Origin of the sequence: Chitinophaga vietnamensis (assembly GCF_902167635.1) — a bacterium.
In the GTDB taxonomy this organism is placed as follows: Bacteria; Bacteroidota; Bacteroidia; order Chitinophagales; family Chitinophagaceae; genus Chitinophaga; species Chitinophaga vietnamensis.
Genome location: NZ_CABHMS010000007.1, coordinates 338162 through 361467 on the forward strand (window position 1 = coordinate 338162; position 23306 = coordinate 361467).

Here is a 23306-nt window from a genome sequence, read left to right on the forward strand (position 1 = left end):
TGTGCGGCCGCCTGAAAAGGCTGTCGGAACAGACTTTGTTTTAACTGATAAATAACCAGGCAAGTACACTTAAACTGACCGCTTATGCTCGCATCAACTTTACCCTCTCCTCAGGCAACAACTGCTACAGCGGAAGATGTACCCGATTCCCTGCAAATGCAGGACAGATTACTTTATCTCAACAAGATCATGGAGATGCTCGGCCGTATCAACAATACGGTGGCCCTCCACCGTCATCCACGGCAAACATTCGAGAACTTCCTCGACGGCATCCTTTCTATTACCGGCAGCGAATATGGATTTATCGGGGAGATCATTTATGAAGATCATGAGCCGCCACACCTGCTCGCACACGCCATCACCGCCACCGGCTGGAGCGAAGAAACAAAAGCCTGTTACGCCGCCAACATGCAGGCTGCGCTGCAGCTGCCGCTTGTAGCGCAGTTCGCCACACAGGTGATGCGCACCGCATTACCTTATATCAGCAACAGCCCCGCAGCAGACGAACGCCGCCAGGACATCCCGCCAGTGCATCCGCCCGTCAGGTCCTTCCTTGGCCTGCCAGTGATCCACGACCAGCAACTGATCGGCATCATCGGCATCGCTAACAAATCCGGCGGCTACAAAACCGCCATCATAGAACTGCTGCAACCACTGGTGCAAGCCTACGGCACCCTGCTCTATGCCAACAACAAAGAAAAGGAAAGATGCAGGATCGAAAAGAACAACCAGCAACTCGCCGCCGACCTCGACGCACTCGTAGCCGCACTCGACGACATCGTGTTCGAAATGAACGAAGAAAAAATATTCACCAAAATATGGTGCCGCCAGGAAAGCCTCCTGTTCCGGCCTAAAGACGAAGTGATCGGAAAATCTTTCGAGGAAGTGCTCGGCGAACATGCTTCCATCTTCACTCCCCTCGTAGAATCCGTGCTGCTCACCGGCGAACCCGTAGAATACGAATACCCCGATATCCGCAGTCACCTGCAAGAGTGGTACAGTATCAAAATAAGTTTGATCGGATCAGCCAGCACGAAACAAAAACGGCTATTGCTGCTCATCAAAAATATCACCCGCCGCAAAAAAGACGAGCTCGCACTCCTGCAAACAGAAGCCGACCTCCTCAGAAGTAACCAGCTGCTCAACATCAGCCAGGAAATGGGCCGCATCGGCGGCTGGGAATTTAATACGGTTACCGGCGAATTGTTCTGGACCAGGCAAGTATATGAACTGCGCGAAGTACCTTTCGACTATCCCGTTAACTTTGAATCCTCCGCGGCATTCTACCATCCGGAAGACAGGCCCCTGTTTGAAGAGGCGCGCCGCCTGCTGGTAGAACAACACAAACCCTATTGCCTCGAGATCCGCCAGATCTCCGCCAAAGGCACGCCCTCCTGGGTAAAAACAGTAGGCATCCCCGTTTTCATCAACGGCCAGGTAAGCCACTTCCGCGGCATCATCATGGATATCACCCATCAGAAAGTAACAGAACTGGAACTCATGAAAGCGAAAGACTGCGCCGAAAAAGCCGCACAGGCACGCAGTGAATTTCTCTCCGTCATGAGCCATGAAATACGCACGCCGCTCAATGCCATCATCGGCATCGCCGGACTGCTGGAAGAAAATCACCTGCCGGAAAATGCGGAAGTACTGCACAGCCTTCAGTTTTCGGCCAACCACCTGCTGGGCCTCATCAATGATATCCTCGACTTCAGCAAGATAGAAGCTGGAAAGATAGAACTGGAACACATCCCATTCGATCTCCCCGATCTGCTGCACAGCATCGCCAACAATTATCAGCCACTCGCCAAAGCCAGAGGCGTTAAACTGTTCACCGCCATCGATCATGATCTCCCTAAAAATATCACCGGCGATCCTGTACGGCTCGGACAGATACTCAATAACCTCGTGAACAATGCGATCAAATTCACCTACCGCGGATCAGTGAGCATAGAAGCCCACCAGGAAGAACATCATGGGGGCAGATGCAAGATCAGCTTTGTGGTGAAAGATACCGGCATAGGCATTCCCGCCGATATGCACGATCGCATCTTCGATACTTTTGTTCAGGCCGATGCCGCCACCACCCGCCGCCATGGCGGCACCGGGCTGGGCCTCGCCATCACGCGCAAACTGGTAGAATTACAGAAAGGCCATATCCAGCTGGAAAGCACGCCCGGACAAGGCGCCACCTTCCGCTTCACCCTCTGCTTCGATCTGCCGGAAAACAATAGTGGCAAACATAAACACAAAGGCAGCCGCCCGCCCGGATTCCTGGAAGGCATGCGCCTCCTCGTGGTGGAAGACAATGCCATCAACATCCGCGTAATAGAACTGCAACTGAAAAAGTCGGGCGCACTGCTCACCACCGCCTCCAATGGCCGGCAAGCACTGCAAAAGCTGCAGGAGCAAACCTTCGACGGCGTAATCCTCGACCTCCACATGCCGGAAATGAATGGCTACGAAACCATCCCGCACATCCGTATGATACAGCCGGAAGCCTTTATCATCGTGCTTACCGCCGACATCATGCCTGAAGTGGCAGAGCGTCTTACACTGCTCCACGTAAAAGACCTGCTCCCCAAACCATATGCGGCGGAAGATCTTTACAAAACGCTTATCCAGTATTATGAGTAGCGTAAATAGATGATGTCGTACCTTCGGCCCTTCAAAAGGAACGAACATGCAAACAAGGTCTTTGTCGGCCCGCGACCAGCAAGTCATCTGGCATCCCTACACGCAGATGCACACCGCACCTGCGCCGGTAGCCATTGTACGCGGAGCAGGCGCACTGCTGTTTGATGAAGAGGACAACAGCTACATCGACGCCACCTCCAGCTGGTGGGTCAATATCCACGGGCATGCGCACCCGCATATCGCGCAGCGGCTCGCCGCACAGGCGCTGCAACTGCAACATGTGATCTTCTCCGGCTACACCCATCCCCCCGCCGTTCATCTTGCAGAACAGCTGCTGGAAATATTGCCAGACAACCAACGCCGTGTATTCTACTCCGACAATGGCTCCACCGCCGTGGAAGTAGCGCTCAAAATGGCCATCCAGTACTGGGATAATAAAGGTAGCCGCAAACATACTTTCCTCGCCTTCAAAAACGCCTACCACGGCGATACTTTCGGCGCTATGAGCGTGAGCGGCAGAAGCGCCTTCACCCGCGTTTTCGATGAACTGCTTTTTGAGGTGCAGTTCATCGATCTCCCTACACCGGAAAATATCTCCCGTTTAAAAGAAGAAGTTAATGCCCTGCTCGCATCAGGCGTGGCGGCTTTTATCTTTGAACCGCTCCTGCAAGGCGCCGGCGGCATGCTCATGTACGAAGCGGCGCCCTTTGAAGAGCTGCTACAGCACTGCGTTTCAAAAGATATCCTCCTCATCGCCGATGAAGTGATGACCGGCTTCGGCAGAACCGGTAAGAACTTCGCTATGGAGCATGTACAAACGAAACCCGATATGATCTGCCTCTCCAAAGGTCTTACCGGCGGCAGCATGGCACTGGGTATCACTACCTGCACGGCAGCGATCTATGAGGCTTTCCTCTCCAATGATAAATTGAAAACATTGTTCCATGGCCACTCTTTTACGGCCAATCCGCTGGCATGCGCCGTAGCGCTGGCCAGCCTGGAACTGTTCACCGCAAAGGATTGCGCGGAACAACGGCAACGCATCAACGAAAAACACCGGGTATTTTTGCAGGAGCTGCAAGAGATGAAGGCAATTAAAAACCCGAGACTGCTGGGCACCGTGCTCGCCTTTGAAGTAGCGACCCCTAACGCCGACGGGTATACGAATAAGCTGGCGGATCACTTGCATCAATTTTTCAGGGACCGTCGCGTGATGTTGCGGCCGCTTGGCAACACGCTTTATGTGCTGCCACCGTATTGTATCACCGATGAACAACTGGACAGGGTATACGAATGTATCCGGGAGATGGTGGCCTCCCTTCCATAAAATAAAATAGCAAAGGCACGCGGGGCGTGCCTTTGCTATTTATAGATACAAAACAATTACTTTACCGGCACAGATACTTTGGTATCATCCCATTCAAAAACCACTGCGTTGGCGGGCAGTGTGAAGGTCAGTTTTTCCACTGGTGTTTTCAGTATCTGGCGTGGTACTTTCACCTGTGCAACATCCTGGTCTTTTACTTTTTCATAATCGTATGCGCCCCATTGTCCCAGTTTGGAGTTGAGGATCACGGTCCATTCTTTTTTACCCGGAATGGAGAAAAGCGTGTAGGTACCAGCTTTCACGGGTTTACCACCAAAGGTCACGTCTTTGCTGAAGGTGATTTCAGTAGCTTCGTCGGCGCCAGTACGCCATACTTTATCCCAGGGTTCCAGTTTGCCAAAGATTTCGCGGCCTTTTTTCTGTGGTTGGCCATACACTACTTTAATACCATTTCCTTCTGCGGTAACGTGTTCGCTTTTTCTTTGTTTCTCCTGTGCGAAAGACACAGTGGTGGCTGCGGCTACAAAGAGAGCGGCCATGATGATTTGTTTCATGTTGATGATGGATTTATTGGTGATAAGATGAGTAAGGTGTCAAGTTATCCAATTAAAATAAATCAACAAATGATGAATAGGACCAATGGCAAAATAGCTACACAGGAAAGGATCATTTGTGTTCGCAAATATTACTAAGCTTTGTAAGACCGGCATCCATGGCGGGTCCGAAGATCTTGTCGGCCATGAAGCCGCGCAGTTTCCACCAGGGCAGCAGGCCCAGGTCTGTTTGCAGGTGCCAGAAGATGGCCGTGCTTTTGCCGTCGGCAGCGAGTTTCAGCTCGATGCCCGCTTTTACGCTGCGCATGTTTTTTACATCCATGGTATAATGAACGCCTTTGCGGGGATCGCTGTCTTGCACCCTCACCTTGCCACTGCTTTTCTCGCCGGTCCAGGTGTACCAGGCGCCGGCGCCGCTGGCGGGTTCAGAGAAAGTCAGCTTGGCCGTAGGGTCCGGGCGGGTCCAGGGGTTCCAGCTTTCCCAGTCTTTGAGGTCGCTGATATGTGCATACACTGTATCGATCGGGGCATTGATAACGCCGGAACGCTCTACCACAGCGGTTGAGGGCAACAGCAGAGAACCAAGGAAAATCAGGGAACCAAACACCACCACACTGATCACTGCCAACTTTACAAAACGCATAGATATTTATTTAGCTGCTAAACGCGCAATATTACTTAATCCTTTTTCAAAATCGCGGCCTACCCATTTGTCCATCATCAGGCCCATGAGCTTACGCAGCGGGTGGTGGCCCATTTCAGCCACCATGCCCCAGGTGAGCAGGGTGCCCCCTTTTGCGGGCTCAAAACGGAAATAGCCGCGGGCGATGCCCATGCTCATGAAGTCGGTATCGGTAGCGATGTACTGGTTCTCCCTGGATTCGGTGATCACCAGGCTGCCACGGCCCACATTGCGGTTGCGGCTTTCCCAGCTGTAGCCGGCGCCGGCGCCGCTTTCTTTCTCTCCATAAGTGATCTTCAACGCAGGATCCAGCTCCTTCCAGGGCGACCACAGCTCCCAGTTACGCAATACATTTACAAAAGGAAAAACAGTTGTTACAGGCGCGGGTATCAGCAGGGAACGCTCTACCTTCACACGGGAAGAAACAAGGAAACTGAAAATGAAAAGCCCCAGTATAAGGACGATCAAGGCCCCCAGGATAATAAAAAAGGCTTGCATCTGGCAGTATTTATGTCCGACAAATCTAACTAAAACCGCTTACTCCCAGCGGAATACTTTTACTGCCACAGCATACACCACTACGCCCCACAGGGTGAGGATCGCAATATCCCAGCCTACATGCCACAGGTGCAGGCCTTCAAAGGCCACCTTGCGCAAGGCATCGATCAGGTAGGTCAGCGGCATCACCCGGCAAACAGGCTGCAACCAATTCGGGAAAGACTCTATCGGGAAAAAAGTACCCGCCAGCAAAAACTGCGGCAGCGTAACAATATTGGCCAAAGGAGGGATCGTGCTCTCATTCTTCGCAATGCTGCTCACCACAAAACCGAAGCCCATGAATACCAGCAGCCCGAACACCGACAACACCAGCATCTCTGCGAAAGTAGCAAAACCGTGTACCAGCGTGAATCCGAAGGCAAAGTGCCCCAGCGCGATAATGACCACAGAGCTGATCAACTGGAAGATCATACGGCTCAATGCCTCTGCCAGCACGATATACGTACGTTTGATAGGCGTTGCAAAGAAACGTTTGAGCACCAATGTTTGCCGCAGACTATAAAACAGGAACGCCGTACCGAAAACGGCCGCACTCATCAAAGCAAAGCCCAGCTGGCCCGGAAGAATGAAATCAATGGTACGGAACATACGCCCCGGCACTTCTTCCGGTATGAAAGTAGCCACAGAAGGGCGTTTGTACAGTTGATTGTCTATCCGCGCCGCCACCTCTTTCAATACCGACATCAGGATACCTTTCTTGCTGACATCCGACGCTGTAGAAGTACGTATATGCACATCGTAGGAAGGCGCACCCGCCGCCGATGATGTTGGCACAATATTCAGAATAGCCACCAGTCTGCCTTTGCGCAGGTCGTCTTCCATCACATCTGCCGCCTGGTCGGTCACCAGCCGCAAGGTAGGTACCTTCGACAGCGCCTGGTAATAGGGACTGTTAATATCGGTATGACGGTCTACCCCTACCTTCACAGACACACTGCTATTGCCAATAAAACCGAACACCAATATAAACACCAATGGAAATCCCAGGCTGAATACCACTGCGGAAGGGCTACGGAAAATAGCTCTCAGGCTCCCTTTGGTAATGGCAAACATCGCCCTCCATTGACTGTACTTAGTTCCATTCATCTGACCTGCTTTTTAAAAAATCGCGTAAAACTACATAAGATTTGGAAGATTTTATGCGGATTTTCGCGGAGCTTGTCTTACTCAGGATTATACTGATTGAAAGGATTAACAGGATTTTTCTAAAAGGATTAAAAAAGGATTCGCGAAGATCATCTCGATTTGATCTTCGCGAATCCTTTTTTAATCCTTTTAGAAAAATCCTGTTAATCCTTTCAATCAGTATAATCCTGAGTAAGACAAGCTTCGCGCTCAGAAGCGGTAATCAAACGGTAATCTCGCCTGTATGCCGCGTATTTCCTGTATTTCTTTCACCTGGCGATAGATATCGTAGTTGGCGCCCAGTTCCTTTTTCACCAGGCGTATGCTGATGTTGTTGCCCACATTTTTCATGAAGCGCGATAGCGGATCTTTCACTCCCGGGTATTCGGAGAGGCGGTATTTGTCCAGTTTGGCGAGGGCCGCAGCGCTGGCCAGTGCTTCGTTGACACCGCCGATACGGTCTACCAGTCCGAGTTTGCGGGCCTGTACACCGCTCCACACGTGGCCTTGTGCGATGCTGTCCACCACTTCGGGCGACAGCTTACGGCCGGCCACCACGCGGGATTTGAAAGAAGCGTAGGTGCTGTCCACCCCGTTCTGGATCAGTTTCTTTTCCATATCGGTGAGCGGGCGGCCCATACTGCCAAGGTCGGCATACTGCGCAGTCTTCACGCCATCGAACGTAACGCCCAGCTTATTTTTGAAGAAGTCCTGCATATTGAACATCACCCCGAATACCCCGATAGAACCCGTGAGGGTATTGGGTTCTGCGAAGATGCTATCAGCCATGCAGGAGATGTAATAACCGCCGGAAGCGGCATAATCGCCCATCGATACTACCACCGGCTTCACTTTTTTAGCAAGCGACAACTCCCGCCAGATCACTTCGGAAGCCAGCGCACTGCCACCGCCGGAGTTCACGCGGAAAACGATCGCCTTTACATTTTTATCTTCCCTCGCCTTGCGGATCACTTTGAGATAATCTTCGCTGGCGATGGTATTGTCGCGGTCACCTTCGCCGCCGATAATATCGCCCTGTGCGTAGATCAGCGCGATCTTGTTATCGCCGGAGCCATTGCTGATGTCGGTGCCGCTGTCGTATTTGCTGAGGGTCACGAAGTTGATCTTCTCCTTATCTTTCACGCCCAGCTTTGATTTCAGCTCGTCCATCACTTCATCGTCGTACTTGAGGCCATCCACCAGTTTATATTTGAGCGCGTCGTTGGGCTCCTGTATCATGGCCTCGTTGGCGTAATGATGCAGGGTAGCGGTATCCAGTTTGCGCGTGTTGGCGATGCCTTCCAGGAAGTTGCCATACAGCTCGCCCAGGAACTGCGTGGTTTGTACGCGGTTAGCGTCGGTCATTTGTGTTTCGCGCAGGGGTTCTGTAGCGCTTTTATATTTACCGCAATAAAATATTTCGGGTTTGATCTCGAGTTTGTCCAGCGCGCCTTTCAGGAACATGATCTGGCTGGCGAAGCCGTTGAAATCGATGCCTCCTTTGGGGTTCAGGTAGATCTTGTCTGCCGCGCTGGCCAGGTAATAATCCTGCTGCCCCATCACTTCGCCGTAGGCATACACGAATTTTTTGGATTGGCGGAAGCGCAGGATGGCTTTGCGGATCTCTTCATTGGTGGCGAAGCCGTTGCCATTGCCATTCACTTTAAGATAGATGCCTTTGATGTTGTCATCATCGGTGGCGTGGTCGATCAGTCTTACCACATCATAAAGGCCGGGGGTACCGGCATCGCTTACAAATCCGGCAAAGGGGGTTACCTGCTTCTGTTCTTTGTAAGATTGTCCGGTTTCCAATACCAGCACGGCATTGGGGGAGATCGTTACTTTTTCCGGAGCCAGCGACTTTCCGATGATCACCAATAATGCCAGCACACATATTACTGTAAAAACAACAAATGCGAGTAGTGCGGCAAAGAAAACTTTAAAGAAACGCATGTTTATAAGTTAAGATGAACAGAAGTGGAAAGATACATTTTTTCAAAAATAAGGAATATGGCTACTTTTGGGGCTTGAAATATACATGAATACAGCTTTATTACTTATAGGTGGTAATTTGGGAGACCGCGCCGCAAACCTCGGAAAGGCTGTCCAGGAGATCAATGCGGCCGCTGGCGTCGTCACAAAAACTTCCGCCCTTTACCAAACGGCGCCCTGGGGTGTAGTGGATCAGCCGGACTATCTCAACCAGGCCCTTGAGCTGCGTACCGAGATGGACGCACTAACGTTAATGCATACACTACTGGAAACAGAGCGGCGTATCGGCCGGCTACGGCAGGGCAAATGGGGCGCCCGTGTGATCGATATCGATATGATCTTTTTCAACGACGAAATACTGTCGCTGCCCGAGCTGAAGCTCCCGCATCCGCGTATGCAGCTGCGTCGCTTTGTACTGACGCCACTGGCCGAGATAGCGCCCGACTATGTACATCCTGTTTTACACAAAACCGTCAGCGAGCTGCTGGCGATCTGCCCGGATCATCTGCCGGTGCACCAAATCTAAAAATCCGTTGCATGCATTATAAATTTATCACGGTAGAAGGCAATATCGGCGCCGGCAAAACCACGCTGGCCAATATGCTGTCCAACCATTTCTCCGCCAAACTGATACTGGAAGAATTTGCCGACAACCCTTTCCTGCCGCTCTTCTACGAACGCCCGCAACAGTACGCCTTTCCGCTGGAGTTGTTCTTTATGGCCGAACGCTATAAACAACTCAAAGAGATGTTGCAAACAAAAGACCTCTTCAGTGATGTGATCATCTCCGATTATCTCTTCATCAAAAGTCTCCTGTTTGCAAAGATCAACCTGCCGGAAGAAGAATACTCCCTTTACCAGAAACTCTTTGACATCATCAATCCGCAGCTGGTACAGCCCGATCTGCTGATTTTCCTCAATGCGCCGGTGACCAAGCTGCAAGAGAACATCAAACACCGCAACCGCTCCTATGAGCAGCAGATCCCCGACGAATACCTGATGAATGTGCACGATACCTACATGCAATACATCAAGCAACATCCTGTACGCACACTGGTGGTAGATACAACGAAAGTAGACTTCCTGCGGCAGCCGAAAGATTTCAAAAACCTGCTAGATGCACTGGAACAGGAGTATGAGCCGGGTGTGCATTATTTGAAATTATAGTTGCCGGATCCTGATTTTTTTGGGGGTGAGGGTAACAAAAACCGGGCGGTCGAGTTGTTGGGTTTTCAATAGATAGGTAACTGCCCGGGCAATTTCCCGGTACTCTTGCCAGGAATAACGAAGGAAAAGCACGCTTAAATTCTTGATATGATGCGCAAACACCCATTCACCGAAGTCTTTGTCTTCTGTCAACAGCAGATAATCATGCTGTAATGCCCATTCAATCACCTTTTCATCTTTGATTCCTTTATTCAATTCGGTAACTGACACCACTTCAAACCCTGCTTCACGCAAGGTTTGAATGATGAATGAGTGAATATTCTCATCAGCTAATATCATGCAACGGCAATAATACTTTCGTTACCAATTACGTCCGATGCATAGGCCAGCACCGCCGCTATAGCAGTTGGTGTAAGGGAAGGATATGCCTTCATCAGTTCCTCCGTTGTAGCGCCTTCTGAAAGGCGCTGCAGCACCAATGCTACAGTAATGCGGGTCCCCTTTACGACAGGTTTTCCCAACATCACGTTTTCGTTTGATTCAATATATTCTATATAGTTCATATCGTACTGATTCTATCTACCAAATTTAACCAAATTCTGGGCTCCGTTTACTTTTTATCTATTATTTTATCTTTTGTAAATCCTTTCAATCCTTTAATCCTGAGCCAAACTACAACGCTCTCTCCGCCACCGTTTTCGCCGCTACGAACCCGCTGCTCCAGGCGTGCTGGAAATTGAACCCGCCGGTAATGCCATCTACATCCATTACCTCTCCTGCAAAGAAAAGGTTGGGTAGCAGCTTACTTTCCATCGTATTGGCATCTATTTCGCTGAGCGCAATGCCGCCGCAGGTAACAAATTCTTCCTTGAAAGTAGTTTTGCCTTTCACCGGGAACTCCATGCCCGTCAGCAGTTTCAGTATTTTGTTCTGATCTTTGGCCGGAAGGTCGGCCCAACGGATATCTTCGTGTATGCCTGCCTGTTGTAACAGGAATTGCCACAGGCGTTGCGGCAGACCGAAAGGATTTTTATGATGCAGTTTTTGTCCGCCCAGCCCGAAACGCAGCTCCTGCCAGGCTTCGCGGAGGCTGTTCTCGTTGTAGGATGGCAGCCAGTTGACGATAGCCGTAAACTGGTATTGCATTTCCTGCAGCTCGCGGGCGCCCCAGGCAGAAAGGCGTAATACAGCGGGGCCGCTCATCCCCCAGTGCGTGATCAGCAAAGGGCCTTGCTGCTGCAATTTACTGCCGGCGATCTTGATCTGCGCTTCCGCAACAACACCCATCAGGGCCGTCACCGGGTTGCCCGGCATATTGAAGGTAAACAGCGACGGCGCCGGAGGTACAATACTGTGGCTGGTTTCCGTGAGCCAGGAAAATTTGCCGGCCTGCGCATAGCCGCCCGCAGCGATGCAGAGGAAATCGGTATCCATCTCGCGGCCATCCTGCAATTGCAGGCGCCAGCCGCCACCAGCCTTCTTTTCCAGGGATGTTACTTCCTGGTTAGTGCGGATATTGACATGATATTTATCCGCTTCGCGCAGCAGGCAATCGATGATCGTTTGCGAATCATCGCTAACAGGAAACATACGCCCATCATCTTCTGCCTTCAGCTTCACCCCCCGCTCGGCAAACCATGCGATGGTATCAGGAACGAAAAAATGCGTGAAAGATTTCTTTACAAAATGCTGGCCACGGGGATAACGCTTTACCATATACGCAATATCAGGCGCGTTGTGCGTAACGTTGCAACGCCCGCCACCACTCACTTTTACCTTGGAAAGCAGTTTGCCCGTTTTCTCCAGCAACCACACCTCCAGCCCAGGGCATAAACGCGCGGCATTCACAGCACAGAAAAAACCGGCAGCGCCGCCGCCAGCCACCACTAATCGTTTTCGGATCGAACTCATTAAAATCTTGTTAAAACCATTGCTTGAACACGCAATAATAACAAACCTGCACTAATCTTACCGTTTAATCTTTCAAGTTGCTATTTTTGGTAAATTACCCGGCAAATAGCAAACAATCAACTTTCGCCTATATGAAATGGAAACTTCCCGTAGCCCTGGTCACCGCAGCGATGAGCGCCCTGGCATTCCTTCCGGCGCCTGCCGACTGGACGGACCGCATCGTCAAGGCCTTGCAGGTGTTCAATACGCGGTATCCGCAGGAAAAAGTGTACCTGCACCTCGACAAAGACTACTATGCTGGCGGCGAAACCATCTGGTTCAAAGGATATGTAACCCTCCAGGGCATGCCCGCCACACAGGCCACCAACCTGTATGTGGAACTGCTGGATAAAAACAATAATATCGTTCAGAAAAAACTGTTCGGCATCGCCAGCGCCGGCGCTCCCGGATTTTTTGAACTGCCCGAAAACCAGAAACCCGGCATCTATCAACTTCGCGCCTACACCGCATGGATGCTCAACTTCGATCCCGCATTCTTCTACACCCGCTCTATAGAAATATTCGACCCGGCGAAAAAAACAGCGCCCGAAGCAGATACCAGCGCCCAGGATTTTGCCGTGCAGTTCTTCCCGGAAGGCGGTAACCTCATGGCCGGACAAGCCAACAACATCGCTTTCAAAGCCATCGACAATAACGGTTACCCCATCGAAGTAAGCGGCGTGATCAAAAATGGTAAAGGCGCACAACAGGCCAATATCAAATCTATACACGATGGTATGGGCACTTTTGAAATCACGCCCGCCGATGGCAACGACAGCTACCAGGCCGTGATCAAAAGTGCGAAAGGACAAACCAAAACCTTCACCCTGCCGGCTGCACAAACAACCGGCGCCTCGTTAAAGATCTATAACAAAGGCGCACGCATCTTCTACCAGGCGATGCCCGGCGCCGCCAACGATACCTCCCTCTCACAACTGGCCGTGATCGCGCAGATGGGCAACCAGCTGGTGTACAAAGCCAACCTCGATGTGAGCGAAGGCCGTATCAGCGGCTTTATTCCCACAGACAGGCTCCCCTCGGGCATCCTGCAGGTAACGCTCTTTGCCAAAAATGGCCTGCCGCTGGCAGAAAGGCTCACCTTCGTCCGCAAAAACGACCAGTTCCTGATGGACGTACTGGAATCCGACCTCGCCCGCGAGCCCCGCAAGAAAAGCACGGTGGTACTGCGTTTGCCCGATACCCTGCAAACCAGTATATCCGTTTCCGTTACTGATGCCGACGCCGTTCCCGTCGATAAAAAGAACGCCAGCAATATCATCTCCTCCTTCCTGCTCACCTCCGATATCAAAGGATATGTATACAACCCGGCCTGGTACTTCCGCAACGACTCCGTACAAACCTTACAGGCACTGGATCTCGTGATGATGACCAACGGATGGAGACGCTTCAGCTGGGAGAAGATCGTAAAAAATGAAATGCCCGAGGTCAAATATCCCTACGAACAAGGCCTGCTCATGAAAGGCCTTGCCACCCTGCCTACCGGCAGACCGCTCACCAACGGCAGGATCGATATGATCATCAAAATACCGTCCGACAGCTCCTCCATGTTCGCACAGGCGCCGGTGAATGATAAAGGAGAATTTACCATTTCCAACATGGTATTCCCTGATACTGCATATATCTACTACCAGGGTAATGATAACGTGAGAAAGACAAAAGACGTGAGCGTAAAATTCGAGAACCACTTCTTCGAAAAACCTACGCTGATCAAGATACCATCACCATTGCGCGTACCGCCGCCGGTAGATAACAACGCGCTGAAACAGTTCCTCACCGCGGCTTCCGAAGGCAACAAAGTAAACCGTGCGATCAATAACAAAACCGTATATCTCCGTGAAGTAAATGTGAACGCCAAAAAACCGACGCCTGAACAAACCACAGAAAAACGTTACGCTTCGGGCATGTTCTCCGGTGGCGACGCTTACTCCTTCGACCTCACCAAAGAGACGCCTACCGCACTCAACGTGTTTCAATACCTGCAATCAAAAGTGGCAGGCTTACAGATCACCGGCGATATCAACAATCCGTCCCTCTCCTGGCGCGGCGGCAAGCCTGGCCTGTATCTCAACGAGATGCAGTCGGACGTTAGCATGCTGAGTTCTATCTCGGTAAATGATATCGCGCTGATCAAAGTGTTCCGTCCTCCGTTCATGGGCGGCTTCGGCGGTGCTAATGGCGCCATCGCGGTATACACCAAAAAAGGCGGCGACAATACCGGCACACCCGATCCACGCGTTAAAGGCTTTGAGCTCTATAAAAAGGCGGGCTACACCATCGTGAAGCAATTCTACTCTCCTGACTACTCCGTAAAAAAAGAAGTGCACTCCCTGCCCGACAAGCGCCTCACGCTCTTCTGGAGCCCGAACGTGGCAGTAGATACGCTCACGCATACCGCCAAAATAGAATTCTATAACAACGACTTCTCCAAACGCTTCCGCCTCGTTGCCGAAGGCATCGCCGACGATGGCAGCGTAGGCCGCCTGGAACAGGAATTTTGACAATAAGCATTAAATTATGAAGGGGGTCACCGTGCACGGTGACCCCCTTCATAATTTAATGCTTATTGTCAAAAAATCCCTGCGAAGAAGAACCCCGCCGCCACGCTCGTGGCTACGCTTACGAGGCCGGGGATCATGAAACTATGATTGATGATGAATTTCCCGATATGCGTGCTGCCCGTGCGGTCGAAGTTGATCGCAGCTAATAAAGTGGGATAGCCAGGTAGTACGAAATCGCCGTTGACGGCGGGAAACATGGCTACCATATGAGGCGCTGCAATGCCGAGCGTTACGCCTAAAGGCATCAAAGCCTTGGTGGTAGCGGCCTGGCTGAAGAGCAGGATGCCCAGCAAAAATAAAGCGATGGCAAAGGTCCAGGGAGCGGCACGTACCATATCGCCCAAAGTATGTTCGATGAGTGCATTATTGGTTTGCATGAAAGTGGCGCTCATCCATACCACACCAAAGACAGATACCACCGCCTGTGCACCGGAAGTGAACAGGCTGGCCTTGGCCACACTGGCCGCAGTGGTGTTGCAAAATAGCATGATGCCTGCCGCAGCGGCCAGCATAATGAGCTCTATCATGGCGGCCATTTTTATTTTGCCTTCAGGTGTTACTACCATGTTGGCGTTACCGGCGCCGAAAGTGGGCAGCAGTCCGGGAAAAGCGCCGATAAGCACGATCAGCAATACTGCAAGACCAAATATCACAACGGCCAGTTTGGCCCCTGGCGGCAGCGGCGCTTTGTTGCTGCTGGTATCTGCATCAATGCTTTGCGCAAACTCCGGATCTTTCATGAGCTCCAGGAATACAGGGTCTTTGTCCAGCTCCTTTCCTTTCTTCCAACATACTGCCACACCCGCTAAAGTGCCTACCAGCGTAGCCGGAATACATACTTTCAGGATGAACAGCAGGTCGGTCCTGCCACTGAGGATGGTGAGCAAAGCCGCGGTAGCTGCAGATATGGGGCTAGCAGTAATACCCAGATGGGAAGCGATCACGGAGATGCTCAGGGCCCTTTCCGGGCGTATTCTTTTTTTGGTAGATACCTCTGCGATGATGGGCAGCAGGGAATAGCTGATATGTGCCGTGCCGGCAAAAAGGGTGAACACAAAAGTGACAAGAGGCCCCAACAGCACGATCAGCGAGGGTTTGCTGCGCAGTATCTTTTCTGCGAGCCGCACCAGGTAATCCATGCCACCGGCAGCTTGCAAAGTAGCCGCTGTGGTTACTACCGCGAGGATGATCAGCATCACATCGATCGGTGGATCGGCAGGGCGCATACGGAAGAGAAAGATATAAATGGTCAGCGTCACCATGCCCATCACTCCCAGCCCTATACCTTTCATGCGGGCGCCAATGAGTATGGCCGCCAGTAAAATGGCAAACTGTATCCAGATCATAAAGTATATATACTTAGTAACGGAAGAACATATCCTGGATAATGGTGTGGTTGGCGGTTTTCAACAGTGCCAGCTGTAGCAATACGCGCGCTTTTTCCGGGTTGAGATCATCGGCAACGATGGTGCCGAGGTTTTCGTCATCCGTCTCGGCTTGCAGCGTTACACGGCCGCTGCCTGTGCGCGAAGAACGCACTACCACTACGCCGCCTGCAGTGGCGGCTTTCACGCGCGTTGCCACCGTGGGATACAGGTTGCCATTGCCCACCCCTGCGATCACGATGCCTTTGGCGCCGTCGTTCACGAGGCAGTCCACCAGGGCCGCATTCATATTGGCATAGCCGTAGAGGATATCTACTTTGGGCAGGGCATTTACCTGGCTGATGTCGAACTCCGTTTCAGTGGTGTGCTTGCGCAATATGGTATGGTACCATGCCACCTTGCCATCATACACTACGCCGAGCGGGCCTGCATTGGGGCTTTGAAAGGTAGCGGTGCTGGTGGTATTGGTTTTGGTCACATCTCTCGCAGAAAATATCTGTTCGTTCATCGCGATCAGCACGCCCCTGTTGGCGGAGGTTTTGCTGGCTGCCACTACAATAGCGTCGTACAGGTTCTTGGGTCCATCGGCTGAAATGGAAGTGGCTGAGCGCATCGCGCCTACCAGCACTACCGGCTTGGCAGTTTTTACAGTGAGCTGTAAAAAGAAACCGGTCTCCCCTTCCGTATCAGTGCCATGTGTGATCACGATGCCGTCTACATCACTGCGCTGCGCCAGCTGGTTCACACGCTTGGCCAGCTTCAGCCAGATACTGTCGTTCATGGCCTGACTGCCAACTGATGCTACCTGCTCGCCCGTAAGATTAGCTACTTTCCGCGCTTCCGGCACGGCGTTGAGCAACTGATCCACCGGCAGTTTGCCGGCGGCATAACCGGCGCGGACATTGGAAGTGCCAGCGCCGGCGATGGTACCACCGGTAGCTAAGATAATAATATTGGGGAGATCATTACTATGCGCACCGGCAACGACCGCTCCCTTTTTCTTCCTGCGCTGTGCCTGCGCCTCCACAGGAGATAATTGTATCAGCCAGGCCGTCAGGTATAACAGCCATCCATATACGAAAATTCGGGAGCGTAACATATTTCGTGGAATTTATTGAATGAACTGCGGACGGATCAGGTTATTGAATGTATAGATCTCGTCCCATTTTTCCTGTGTGATCAGCTTCTTTTCTTTCACTGCAATATCATGTACCGACTTCCCCGTTTCCAGCGCCTCGCGCGCGATAGCGGCGGATTGCTCATAACCGATGATGGGGTTCAGCTGCGTCACAATACCAATGCTGTTCATCACCATATCGCGGGTACGTTCTGCATTGGCCGTGATGCCCAGTACGCATTTCTCGCGCAGGGTGCGGCAGGCATTGCTCATATAGGAGATGGCCGTAAACAAGGCAAAAGATAATACAGGCTCCATTACATTTAGTTGCAGTTGTCCTGCTTCCGCGGCCAGTGTGACGGTAAGGTCGGCGCCGATCACGTAGAAAGCCGTCTGGTTCACCACTTCCGGGATCACTGGATTCACCTTGCCCGGCATGATGGACGATCCCGGCTGCATCGGCGGCAGGTTGATCTCGTTCAGGCCGGCACGCGGACCGGAAGACAACAACCTCAGATCGTTGCATATCTTGGAAACCTTTACAGCCGTGCGTTTCAGCACGCCGGACAATTGCACATAAGCGCCGGCATCATAGGTAGCTTCGATCAGATCGCCTGCCAGGGAGAGATCGAGCTGTGTTACCTCACGCAAATATTTGATCACGAGATCGGGATAGCCTTTGGGTGCATTTACACCGGTACCGATGGCGGTAGCGCCCATGTTCACTTCAGAGATCAGGCGCTTGCTTTCTTCCACGCGCGCCAGCTCTTCGTTAAGGTTGGTAGCAAATGCTTTGAACTCGTCGCCAAGGCTCATCGGCACAGCATCCTGCAATTGTGTGCGGCCCATTTTCAGTACGTTCCTGAACTCCACGCCCTTGTCGGCAAAGGCCTGGGCAAGGTTATTCAATATCTCGGTATAGCCGGTCAGCTTATTGATCAGCGCAATGCGGAACGCCGTAGGATAGGCATCGTTGGTAGATTGCGAGCAGTTCACATGATTGTTCGGATGACAGAACTCATACTGTCCTTTCTGTTTGCCCATCATCTCCAGGGCCACATTGGCGATCACCTCGTTGGCATTCATATTTACCGAAGTGCCGGCGCCGCCCTGTATCAGGTCGCTCAGGAACTGGTTGTCAAATTCCCCACTGATCACACGGTCGCAGGCCTTGATGATATATTCGGCAATGTGCTTGTCCAGCACGCCCAGGTCGCGGTTGGCCATGGCGGCAGCTTTCTTTACATACCCCAACGCCTGTACGAAAACAGGTTCAGTTTTCAAGGGGATACCGGTAATGTGGAAGTTCTCAAGCGCTCTCAGGGTCTGGATTCCATAGTATACATCCTGCGGGATTTCTCTTTCTCCAAGGAAATCATGTTCAATTCTCTTTGACATAAATTCAGCAAATTAAGGACGGAAGTTAATCGCTTTATCAACAATGCAATAAAAGAAATTGTTGTGTTCTTTGTTTCAAATCCATGTTTTAACTTAGATTCATTCAATAAACACAGGCTCTAATTATTTATTCTCATGACGATCCGCATTTCCGTTATATGTTTTCTGATTTTATTTTTCGGGAGAGAGAGAAGCACCGCGCAACATCTGAAACCATATTTCGATCCCAATGAATACCTTCAGCTACTGCGGATCACAGCAAGGCAGGGCGATAGCCCCTGGACCAAAGTCACTTCCCCGCCGCCGGAAAACTGCACCATGGTGTACCGCGCCAAAGAGACAGGGCTGAAAAACCGCTGGGATATGTGGCTCCGCGGCGATTCCGTAGCCATCATCAACATCCGCGGCACCGTAGGCGCCGCAGACTCCTGGCTGGAAAATTTCTATGCCGGCATGATACCCGCGCAAGGCACGGTTCAACTGAACGACAGCACCCGCGTTACCTATAAGCTCTCCTCAGATCCCGAAGCATACGTACACGCCGGATGGACGCTGGGCATGGCTTCCATGGCGCCGGATATCGTAGCGCATATACGTGAGTACTACCGGAGAGGCATACACGAATTTATCATCTTCGGCCATAGCCAGGGCGGCGCCATCACTTTTTTGCTGCGTGCCTACCTCGCTAATGTCGACGACCTGCCCAAAGATATTGTGTTCAAAACCATCAGCAGCGCGGCTCCCAAGCCGGGCAACCTTCACTTCGCCTATAGCTATGATTACCTCACCCGCGATGGCTGGGGCCTGCGGGTAGTGAATGCGCGCGACTGGGTACCGGAAACGCCTTTCTCCATTCAAACAACAAAAGATTATACGCCGGTAAATCCTTTCATGGATATCAAAAAAGCATTGAGAGAGCAGAAATGGCCGGCCAGATGGGCATTAGCGTATATGTATGGCCGTTTGAACAAACCTACCAAAAGAAGCAGCCGCCGTATGCAGCGCATCCTTGGCAAGGTCGCGTATACACGCGTAAAAAAGATACTGCCGGCGTATCAGCGGCCTTCCTTTGTGAACAGCCACAACTACACACCGGCAGGATCGCCTGTGATATTATACCCGCCAAGCGGCTACGATGAAAAGTTCCCTTTCAATGGCAAGAATATTTTCACGCACCATATGCTGCAACCTTATTCCTGGCTGCTGCACATGATCTATCATACACCGGAACATTAGTCGTTACCGGCGCTCTTCTCTCCTACGAACCAGTGCTCTTTGTCGCGGAACAACACATTGAAAGTTGTGAGTGAGCCGTAGATACGGGTGAGATATTGTTGCAGGTTGATCTTGTCTTCTTCCGACAATACTTTATGACTGTTGATCTGTTGCTCCATCACACGCAGGCGGTCGCGCAACATGGTGATCTTGTGAAAGAATGTTTCAATGGGAATTTCCTTTGGCTTGAGACCTGCATCAGCAGGCTGCAAGAGCAGGGTGCCGCCTTTCCATTTATCGCCCAGCGGCACTACTTCCGTGATACCGCCCCACAGCCGCAGTATCTTGAGCAGCGAAGTTTCCACGTCGGAGGCTGTTTCCACTTCTGCGGTAGTGTTCTCGGCTACCAGCACTTCAAACAGGGGATCTGTTTTGTCGATCATTTTGATACCATGATCCATAAAGGTGACGCGGTATTGTGCGTACTTTACCGCTACGATTACACCGGGGCCATAATGTGCGTGCTGCACGCGGGAGCCGATGCCAAGCGTCAGTTCTTCCATTCTTTTTTTCTTCAAACATAAGTAATTCCGCGCTGGCAAATTCCTAACATTTGTTAATCTGTATTACGGGCGATAACGGTTAAATTTATGGCATCTTAAATCATCACTGCTATGAGTCCTGATTGCAAGCTGATGTGTGGTATTACGCTTATCACCGTTCCCACGATCGAATTTGGTGGTCACTTTCTGTTGCGCGTGCTCAGTGGCCGGATGCCTTCCTTATCGCTCACACCTTTCCAGCGTGCGATGTTCCGCGCGGGGCATGCACATGCCGGCGTGATCGTGATCTTGTCGCTTATCTGCCAGGCGCTGGCGGATGAAGTGTGGCTATGAATTACGAATTATGAATTACGAATTACGGCCCGTAGCAGATCTGCGCTACGGGCCGTAATTCGTAATTCATAATTCGTAATTCGTAATTTCACTATTCTTTTACCTTATTCAGAAAGTACGATAGTTTGAAGAGTAATTCATCCTGCAAACCCGCACGCAGCTTGGCTTCTTCATCGGTGATGCCGAGGCGGCGCAAGCGCTGGTAGTATACATAAGAGCCGCCGATGAGTTCAAGGCACTCCTGTATTTTGCGTTTCACTTCTGCTTCTTTGGTACGTTTTTCAAATTCTTTTTTCGTGAGAATCTTGTCTACGAAATAAAAGTTGTCTTTGTCTTCCACCCATTTGTTGCCTTCGCGATGTTGCGGTTTGTACACTTCGAGATAGCAGTTATCCAGTTTCAGGATGTTGCCAAATTCCGCGCGGATATCAATCACAGTAGGCTTTTCCGGTGTAGGAGTGGCCAGGCGTTTCTTGATATGGTTGCTGATCTCTACGCCCAGTTCATCGCTGCTCATCAGTATCTGGTTGAGCTCAGAGAATTCAAGACTGATGGTGATGCGCTGGTATCCACGACCGCTCTTCACTTTTCCGAAGAGGCTGGGAGATGTTTTTTCGTCGAAGATGATATCTTCTACCTGCACTTTGGTGATGGTGCGATAGTTGGGTTTATAGCCTTCTTCTGTAGGCGTGGGGCGCTTGTTCACGAGCCGGGATGTTTCCTGGCGGCGGGTGAACTGGATGAAATCATCCACGAAGCGCAGCTCATGTTTTTTGAGTTTGGTATACAGTTCATTGGAGCTGTAGTTGTTCATCTGGCTGATCAGGCTAAGATCATTCCAGCTGTCGAAATGTTGCATTTTTTTGAGTTCATCCAGCATGTCGGAAGCACTCATGTTACGGCGGTAATACAATTCGCCAATGAGGAAGATGGCATATTCATGTATCGGGTAGCCCAGTTCAGGCAGCACATCATAGGGGCTCCTTTTCTGTTCCCTGGCGCTTTCCAGCAGGTCGATGTCCGGCACTACCGGCGCGAGCAGGTATTTACGGGCGGCTGAGCGCAATTTTTTACTAACATAATCCAGCAGTTGGTCGCTCACATGGCTGTGATGTACAAAGTCGTGCAGTATCTGCACAAAGCGCCGCGATGTGGGTAATCCGAACTGTGAAAGAATATCATTTTCCATGTCCAGCACGTCCTCATTGCCAGGCTCCTCCTTTCCAGGTTTTACCCGTTGATCCATTTGCTGGTAACGCTGATAGTACTCCTGTAATTTCAGTTTAAGCTGATCCATAATATATATACAATTAATAATTAAATACCCCTGCTTTTGTGGTTTTATAGGAAAATTGTCATTTTTTCCAGCTGGAAAGCTGGAAAACGGTCTTTAGTATGGTCAAAAACTCCTGGGAACAGGGTTTCGCAACGCCATATATAAAATCATATTACTGATTTTCAAAGACTTATGAAATCGGGAATTAAATGGGAAAGTGCGCAAAGATACGAAGAAAGCTCCAGTATCTCTCAGATTACAAAGATTTAACTACCTGTATCTGATGTCGTAAATTTAAGGCAGATGATCCACATTTTATAATAAATAAAACTGCAGATCAGATGATAAAGAATGGCCATTTGTAACGTGCTGAAATTTTTTTTTGAAAAGTATTTGGAATTTAAAAATCCTTTCGCTTATCTTTGCACTCCCAACAACGGAATACAGGCGGCGGAATAACGAAATCTGTATCACGAAAAGGGTTGAAAACGGTGACCGTAGCTCAGTTGGTTAGAGCATCAGATTGTGGTTCTGAGGGTCGGGGGTTCGAGACCCCTCGGTCACCCGGATAGCCCGAAAGTCGAAAAAAGACTTTCGGGCTTTTTTATTATTTCCTGTCTGCATATTTTCGTATACCCGTTGAGGTTAGTATAAACCAATTCGCGCCCCGGCTGAGGCAGCTCCTTAAAAAGGTTTCTCTAAAAAAAGAAACCTTTTTTATTGGATGATTTTCTGATCTTGCGTACCGAATCAATATTCCGGACAGATGATCTACTGCTTACCCATTATCGCCGCTATCATCGGATGGCTGATCAACAGCTTTGCTATCCGCCTGCTCTTCCGCAAAGTGTTTCCAAAAAAACAACAACAGCTGGCTGCACAGATCGGCGCCATGGTAGGACAACAACTTTTTTCCTTCGCCAGCATCAAACAAAAACTCACAGATCCCGCACAGATAAAGAACATCATCCCGCTGGTAGAATCACACCTGGACAGCTTCCTGCGCGAACGCCTGCCCAAAGCCATGCCCGTGCTCTCCATGTTCATCGGCGACAGTATCGTGAACCAGATCAAATCACACCTGGTGGCAGAACTGGATACCCTCTTCCCCATCCTCATCAGCCAATACCTCGATAACGTAGAAAAAGATATGAACCTGGAACAGATCGTACGTACAAAGATCGAAAGCATTTCCGCCGGGCAGCTGGAAACCGCCGTACATCAGCTGCTGCCGAAAGAACTGAGCGCCTTTAAAATGCTGGGCGCGCTCACCGGATTCATCACCGGCCTGATCGCGCTGCTGTTCCATTTTTGTTAACTACTGTTAAGACCTCTCAGCGTCGTTTTTGAATATTCCAACCAGCAAAACAACCGCTCAACACAATATTTGACCATTCATACCAACACGCGGGTACTTTTGTTTCATCTGACGAGAAGTCTGGATCTAA

At 50.8% G+C, this 23306-nt stretch carries 21 protein-coding genes and 1 tRNA gene; 9 read left to right on the top strand and 13 right to left on the bottom strand.

Annotated elements, in window-relative coordinates; translation table 11 throughout:
• The first annotated feature begins 84 nt into the window (after positions 1 to 84).
• Positions 85 to 2637, top strand: a complete 2553-nt coding sequence (locus FPG75_RS20105) for an ATP-binding protein (protein ID WP_143309244.1) — start codon at positions 85 to 87, stop codon at positions 2635 to 2637.
• A gap of 46 nt (positions 2638 to 2683) precedes the next feature.
• Positions 2684 to 3964, top strand: coding sequence for an adenosylmethionine--8-amino-7-oxononanoate transaminase (bioA, locus tag FPG75_RS20110; RefSeq protein WP_143309246.1), 1281 nt, complete (start codon positions 2684 to 2686; stop codon positions 3962 to 3964).
• A 56-nt stretch (positions 3965 to 4020) separates the two neighbouring features.
• Here bioA and FPG75_RS20115 read toward each other — a convergent pair whose 3' ends face one another.
• The 5 genes from FPG75_RS20115 to sppA form a co-directional block, all read right to left on the bottom strand.
• A complete protein-coding gene (locus FPG75_RS20115) occupies positions 4021 to 4518 on the bottom strand; it encodes a DUF2911 domain-containing protein (RefSeq protein ID WP_143309248.1) in 498 nt (165 codons plus the stop codon).
• A 112-nt stretch (positions 4519 to 4630) separates the two neighbouring features.
• Complete coding sequence (locus tag FPG75_RS20120; RefSeq protein WP_143309250.1) at positions 4631 to 5161, bottom strand: SRPBCC family protein; 531 nt, start codon at positions 5159 to 5161, stop codon at positions 4631 to 4633.
• Between the two features lie 6 nt (positions 5162 to 5167).
• Positions 5168 to 5698, bottom strand: a complete 531-nt coding sequence (locus tag FPG75_RS20125; protein ID WP_143309252.1) for an SRPBCC family protein — start codon at positions 5696 to 5698, stop codon at positions 5168 to 5170.
• 39 nt (positions 5699 to 5737) lie between these two features.
• Complete coding sequence (locus FPG75_RS20130) at positions 5738 to 6844, bottom strand: ABC transporter permease (protein WP_143309254.1); 1107 nt, start codon at positions 6842 to 6844, stop codon at positions 5738 to 5740.
• Positions 6845 to 7093: 249 nt separating this feature from the next.
• Positions 7094 to 8836, bottom strand: coding sequence for a signal peptide peptidase SppA (gene sppA / locus FPG75_RS20135; RefSeq protein WP_143309256.1), 1743 nt, complete (start codon positions 8834 to 8836; stop codon positions 7094 to 7096).
• 85 nt (positions 8837 to 8921) lie between these two features.
• Between sppA and folK the strand changes: the two genes are divergently transcribed.
• Together folK and FPG75_RS20145 are read left to right on the top strand one after the other, a co-directional pair.
• On the top strand, positions 8922 to 9401 hold the full coding sequence (folK, locus tag FPG75_RS20140; RefSeq protein WP_143309258.1) for a 2-amino-4-hydroxy-6-hydroxymethyldihydropteridine diphosphokinase: 480 nt from the start codon (positions 8922 to 8924) through the stop codon (positions 9399 to 9401).
• Positions 9402 to 9412: 11 nt separating this feature from the next.
• Complete coding sequence (locus tag FPG75_RS20145) at positions 9413 to 10042, top strand: deoxynucleoside kinase (RefSeq protein WP_143309260.1); 630 nt, start codon at positions 9413 to 9415, stop codon at positions 10040 to 10042.
• Here FPG75_RS20145 and FPG75_RS20150 read toward each other — a convergent pair.
• From FPG75_RS20150 to FPG75_RS20160, 3 genes are all read right to left on the bottom strand, one after another.
• Entirely contained in the window at positions 10037 to 10381 is a 345-nt protein-coding gene (locus tag FPG75_RS20150) for a DUF5615 family PIN-like protein (RefSeq protein WP_143309262.1), read from the bottom strand. The genes FPG75_RS20145 and FPG75_RS20150 overlap by 6 nt on opposite strands.
• A complete protein-coding gene (locus FPG75_RS20155; RefSeq protein WP_143309264.1) occupies positions 10378 to 10605 on the bottom strand; it encodes a DUF433 domain-containing protein in 228 nt (75 codons plus the stop codon). Before FPG75_RS20155 ends, FPG75_RS20150 begins: the two co-directional genes overlap by 4 nt.
• A 109-nt stretch (positions 10606 to 10714) precedes the next feature.
• On the bottom strand, positions 10715 to 11953 hold the full coding sequence (locus FPG75_RS20160) for a BaiN/RdsA family NAD(P)/FAD-dependent oxidoreductase (RefSeq protein WP_143309266.1): 1239 nt from the start codon (positions 11951 to 11953) through the stop codon (positions 10715 to 10717).
• A gap of 131 nt (positions 11954 to 12084) precedes the next feature.
• Here FPG75_RS20160 and FPG75_RS20165 point away from each other — a divergent pair, with 131 nt between their 5' ends.
• A complete protein-coding gene (locus tag FPG75_RS20165; RefSeq protein WP_143309268.1) occupies positions 12085 to 14511 on the top strand; it encodes a hypothetical protein in 2427 nt (808 codons plus the stop codon).
• Positions 14512 to 14579: 68 nt separating this feature from the next.
• Here the strand turns inward: FPG75_RS20165 and FPG75_RS20170 are convergent, their stop codons facing one another.
• The 3 genes from FPG75_RS20170 to aspA are packed head-to-tail and all read right to left on the bottom strand — an operon-like array spanning position 14580 to position 18471.
• Positions 14580 to 15917 carry an anaerobic C4-dicarboxylate transporter gene (locus FPG75_RS20170; RefSeq protein WP_143309270.1) on the bottom strand — a complete coding sequence of 446 codons (1338 nt, stop codon included), beginning with the start codon at positions 15915 to 15917 and terminating at the stop codon, positions 14580 to 14582.
• 13 nt (positions 15918 to 15930) lie between these two features.
• Positions 15931 to 17055 (bottom strand): type II asparaginase, encoded by a 1125-nt coding sequence (locus FPG75_RS20175; protein WP_143309272.1) that lies wholly within the window; start codon positions 17053 to 17055, stop codon positions 15931 to 15933.
• Between the two features lie 12 nt (positions 17056 to 17067).
• Positions 17068 to 18471: an aspartate ammonia-lyase gene (aspA, locus tag FPG75_RS20180; RefSeq protein ID WP_143309274.1), complete on the bottom strand. Its 1404-nt coding sequence runs from the start codon at positions 18469 to 18471 to the stop codon at positions 17068 to 17070.
• Positions 18472 to 18606: 135 nt separating this feature from the next.
• Between aspA and FPG75_RS20185 the strand changes: the two genes are divergently transcribed.
• The gene (locus FPG75_RS20185) at positions 18607 to 19707 is read left to right on the top strand and encodes a lipase family protein (protein WP_143309276.1); all 1101 of its coding nucleotides are present in this window, start codon (positions 18607 to 18609) and stop codon (positions 19705 to 19707) included.
• Here the strand turns inward: FPG75_RS20185 and FPG75_RS20190 are convergent.
• Positions 19704 to 20264, bottom strand: coding sequence for a hypothetical protein (locus FPG75_RS20190; RefSeq protein ID WP_236652849.1), 561 nt, complete (start codon positions 20262 to 20264; stop codon positions 19704 to 19706). The genes FPG75_RS20185 and FPG75_RS20190 overlap by 4 nt on opposite strands.
• Positions 20265 to 20360: 96 nt before the next feature.
• Between FPG75_RS20190 and FPG75_RS20195 the strand changes: the two genes are divergently transcribed.
• Positions 20361 to 20582, top strand: a complete 222-nt coding sequence (locus FPG75_RS20195; RefSeq protein ID WP_143309278.1) for a hypothetical protein — start codon at positions 20361 to 20363, stop codon at positions 20580 to 20582.
• 91 nt (positions 20583 to 20673) lie between these two features.
• Here the strand turns inward: FPG75_RS20195 and FPG75_RS20200 are convergent, their stop codons facing one another.
• Positions 20674 to 21879: a hypothetical protein gene (locus tag FPG75_RS20200; RefSeq protein WP_143309280.1), complete on the bottom strand. Its 1206-nt coding sequence runs from the start codon at positions 21877 to 21879 to the stop codon at positions 20674 to 20676.
• Positions 21880 to 22349: 470 nt separating this feature from the next.
• On the opposite strand from FPG75_RS20200, the gene FPG75_RS20205 reads away from it, so the two are divergent.
• Positions 22350 to 22423 (top strand) — tRNA-His (locus FPG75_RS20205).
• Between the two features lie 201 nt (positions 22424 to 22624).
• Positions 22625 to 23176 carry a DUF445 domain-containing protein gene (locus tag FPG75_RS20210; RefSeq protein WP_143309282.1) on the top strand — a complete coding sequence of 184 codons (552 nt, stop codon included), beginning with the start codon at positions 22625 to 22627 and terminating at the stop codon, positions 23174 to 23176.
• Positions 23177 to 23306: the final 130 nt, after the last annotated feature.

Coding starts and splice junctions, on each gene's coding strand:
- FPG75_RS20105 (WP_143309244.1), top strand. CDS start 85: ATGCTCGCATCAACTTTACCCTCTCCTCAGGCAACAACTGCTACAGCG.
- bioA (WP_143309246.1), top strand. CDS start 2,684: ATGCAAACAAGGTCTTTGTCGGCCCGCGACCAGCAAGTCATCTGGCAT.
- FPG75_RS20115 (WP_143309248.1), bottom strand. CDS start 4,518: ATGAAACAAATCATCATGGCCGCTCTCTTTGTAGCCGCAGCCACCACT.
- FPG75_RS20120 (WP_143309250.1), bottom strand. CDS start 5,161: ATGCGTTTTGTAAAGTTGGCAGTGATCAGTGTGGTGGTGTTTGGTTCC.
- FPG75_RS20125 (WP_143309252.1), bottom strand. CDS start 5,698: ATGCAAGCCTTTTTTATTATCCTGGGGGCCTTGATCGTCCTTATACTG.
- FPG75_RS20130 (WP_143309254.1), bottom strand. CDS start 6,844: ATGAATGGAACTAAGTACAGTCAATGGAGGGCGATGTTTGCCATTACC.
- sppA (WP_143309256.1), bottom strand. CDS start 8,836: ATGCGTTTCTTTAAAGTTTTCTTTGCCGCACTACTCGCATTTGTTGTT.
- folK (WP_143309258.1), top strand. CDS start 8,922: ATGAATACAGCTTTATTACTTATAGGTGGTAATTTGGGAGACCGCGCC.
- FPG75_RS20145 (WP_143309260.1), top strand. CDS start 9,413: ATGCATTATAAATTTATCACGGTAGAAGGCAATATCGGCGCCGGCAAA.
- FPG75_RS20150 (WP_143309262.1), bottom strand. CDS start 10,381: ATGATATTAGCTGATGAGAATATTCACTCATTCATCATTCAAACCTTG.
- FPG75_RS20155 (WP_143309264.1), bottom strand. CDS start 10,605: ATGAACTATATAGAATATATTGAATCAAACGAAAACGTGATGTTGGGA.
- FPG75_RS20160 (WP_143309266.1), bottom strand. CDS start 11,953: ATGAGTTCGATCCGAAAACGATTAGTGGTGGCTGGCGGCGGCGCTGCC.
- FPG75_RS20165 (WP_143309268.1), top strand. CDS start 12,085: ATGAAATGGAAACTTCCCGTAGCCCTGGTCACCGCAGCGATGAGCGCC.
- FPG75_RS20170 (WP_143309270.1), bottom strand. CDS start 15,917: ATGATCTGGATACAGTTTGCCATTTTACTGGCGGCCATACTCATTGGC.
- FPG75_RS20175 (WP_143309272.1), bottom strand. CDS start 17,055: ATGTTACGCTCCCGAATTTTCGTATATGGATGGCTGTTATACCTGACG.
- aspA (WP_143309274.1), bottom strand. CDS start 18,471: ATGTCAAAGAGAATTGAACATGATTTCCTTGGAGAAAGAGAAATCCCG.
- FPG75_RS20185 (WP_143309276.1), top strand. CDS start 18,607: ATGACGATCCGCATTTCCGTTATATGTTTTCTGATTTTATTTTTCGGG.
- FPG75_RS20195 (WP_143309278.1), top strand. CDS start 20,361: ATGAGTCCTGATTGCAAGCTGATGTGTGGTATTACGCTTATCACCGTT.
- FPG75_RS20200 (WP_143309280.1), bottom strand. CDS start 21,879: ATGGATCAGCTTAAACTGAAATTACAGGAGTACTATCAGCGTTACCAG.
- FPG75_RS20210 (WP_143309282.1), top strand. CDS start 22,625: ATGATCTACTGCTTACCCATTATCGCCGCTATCATCGGATGGCTGATC.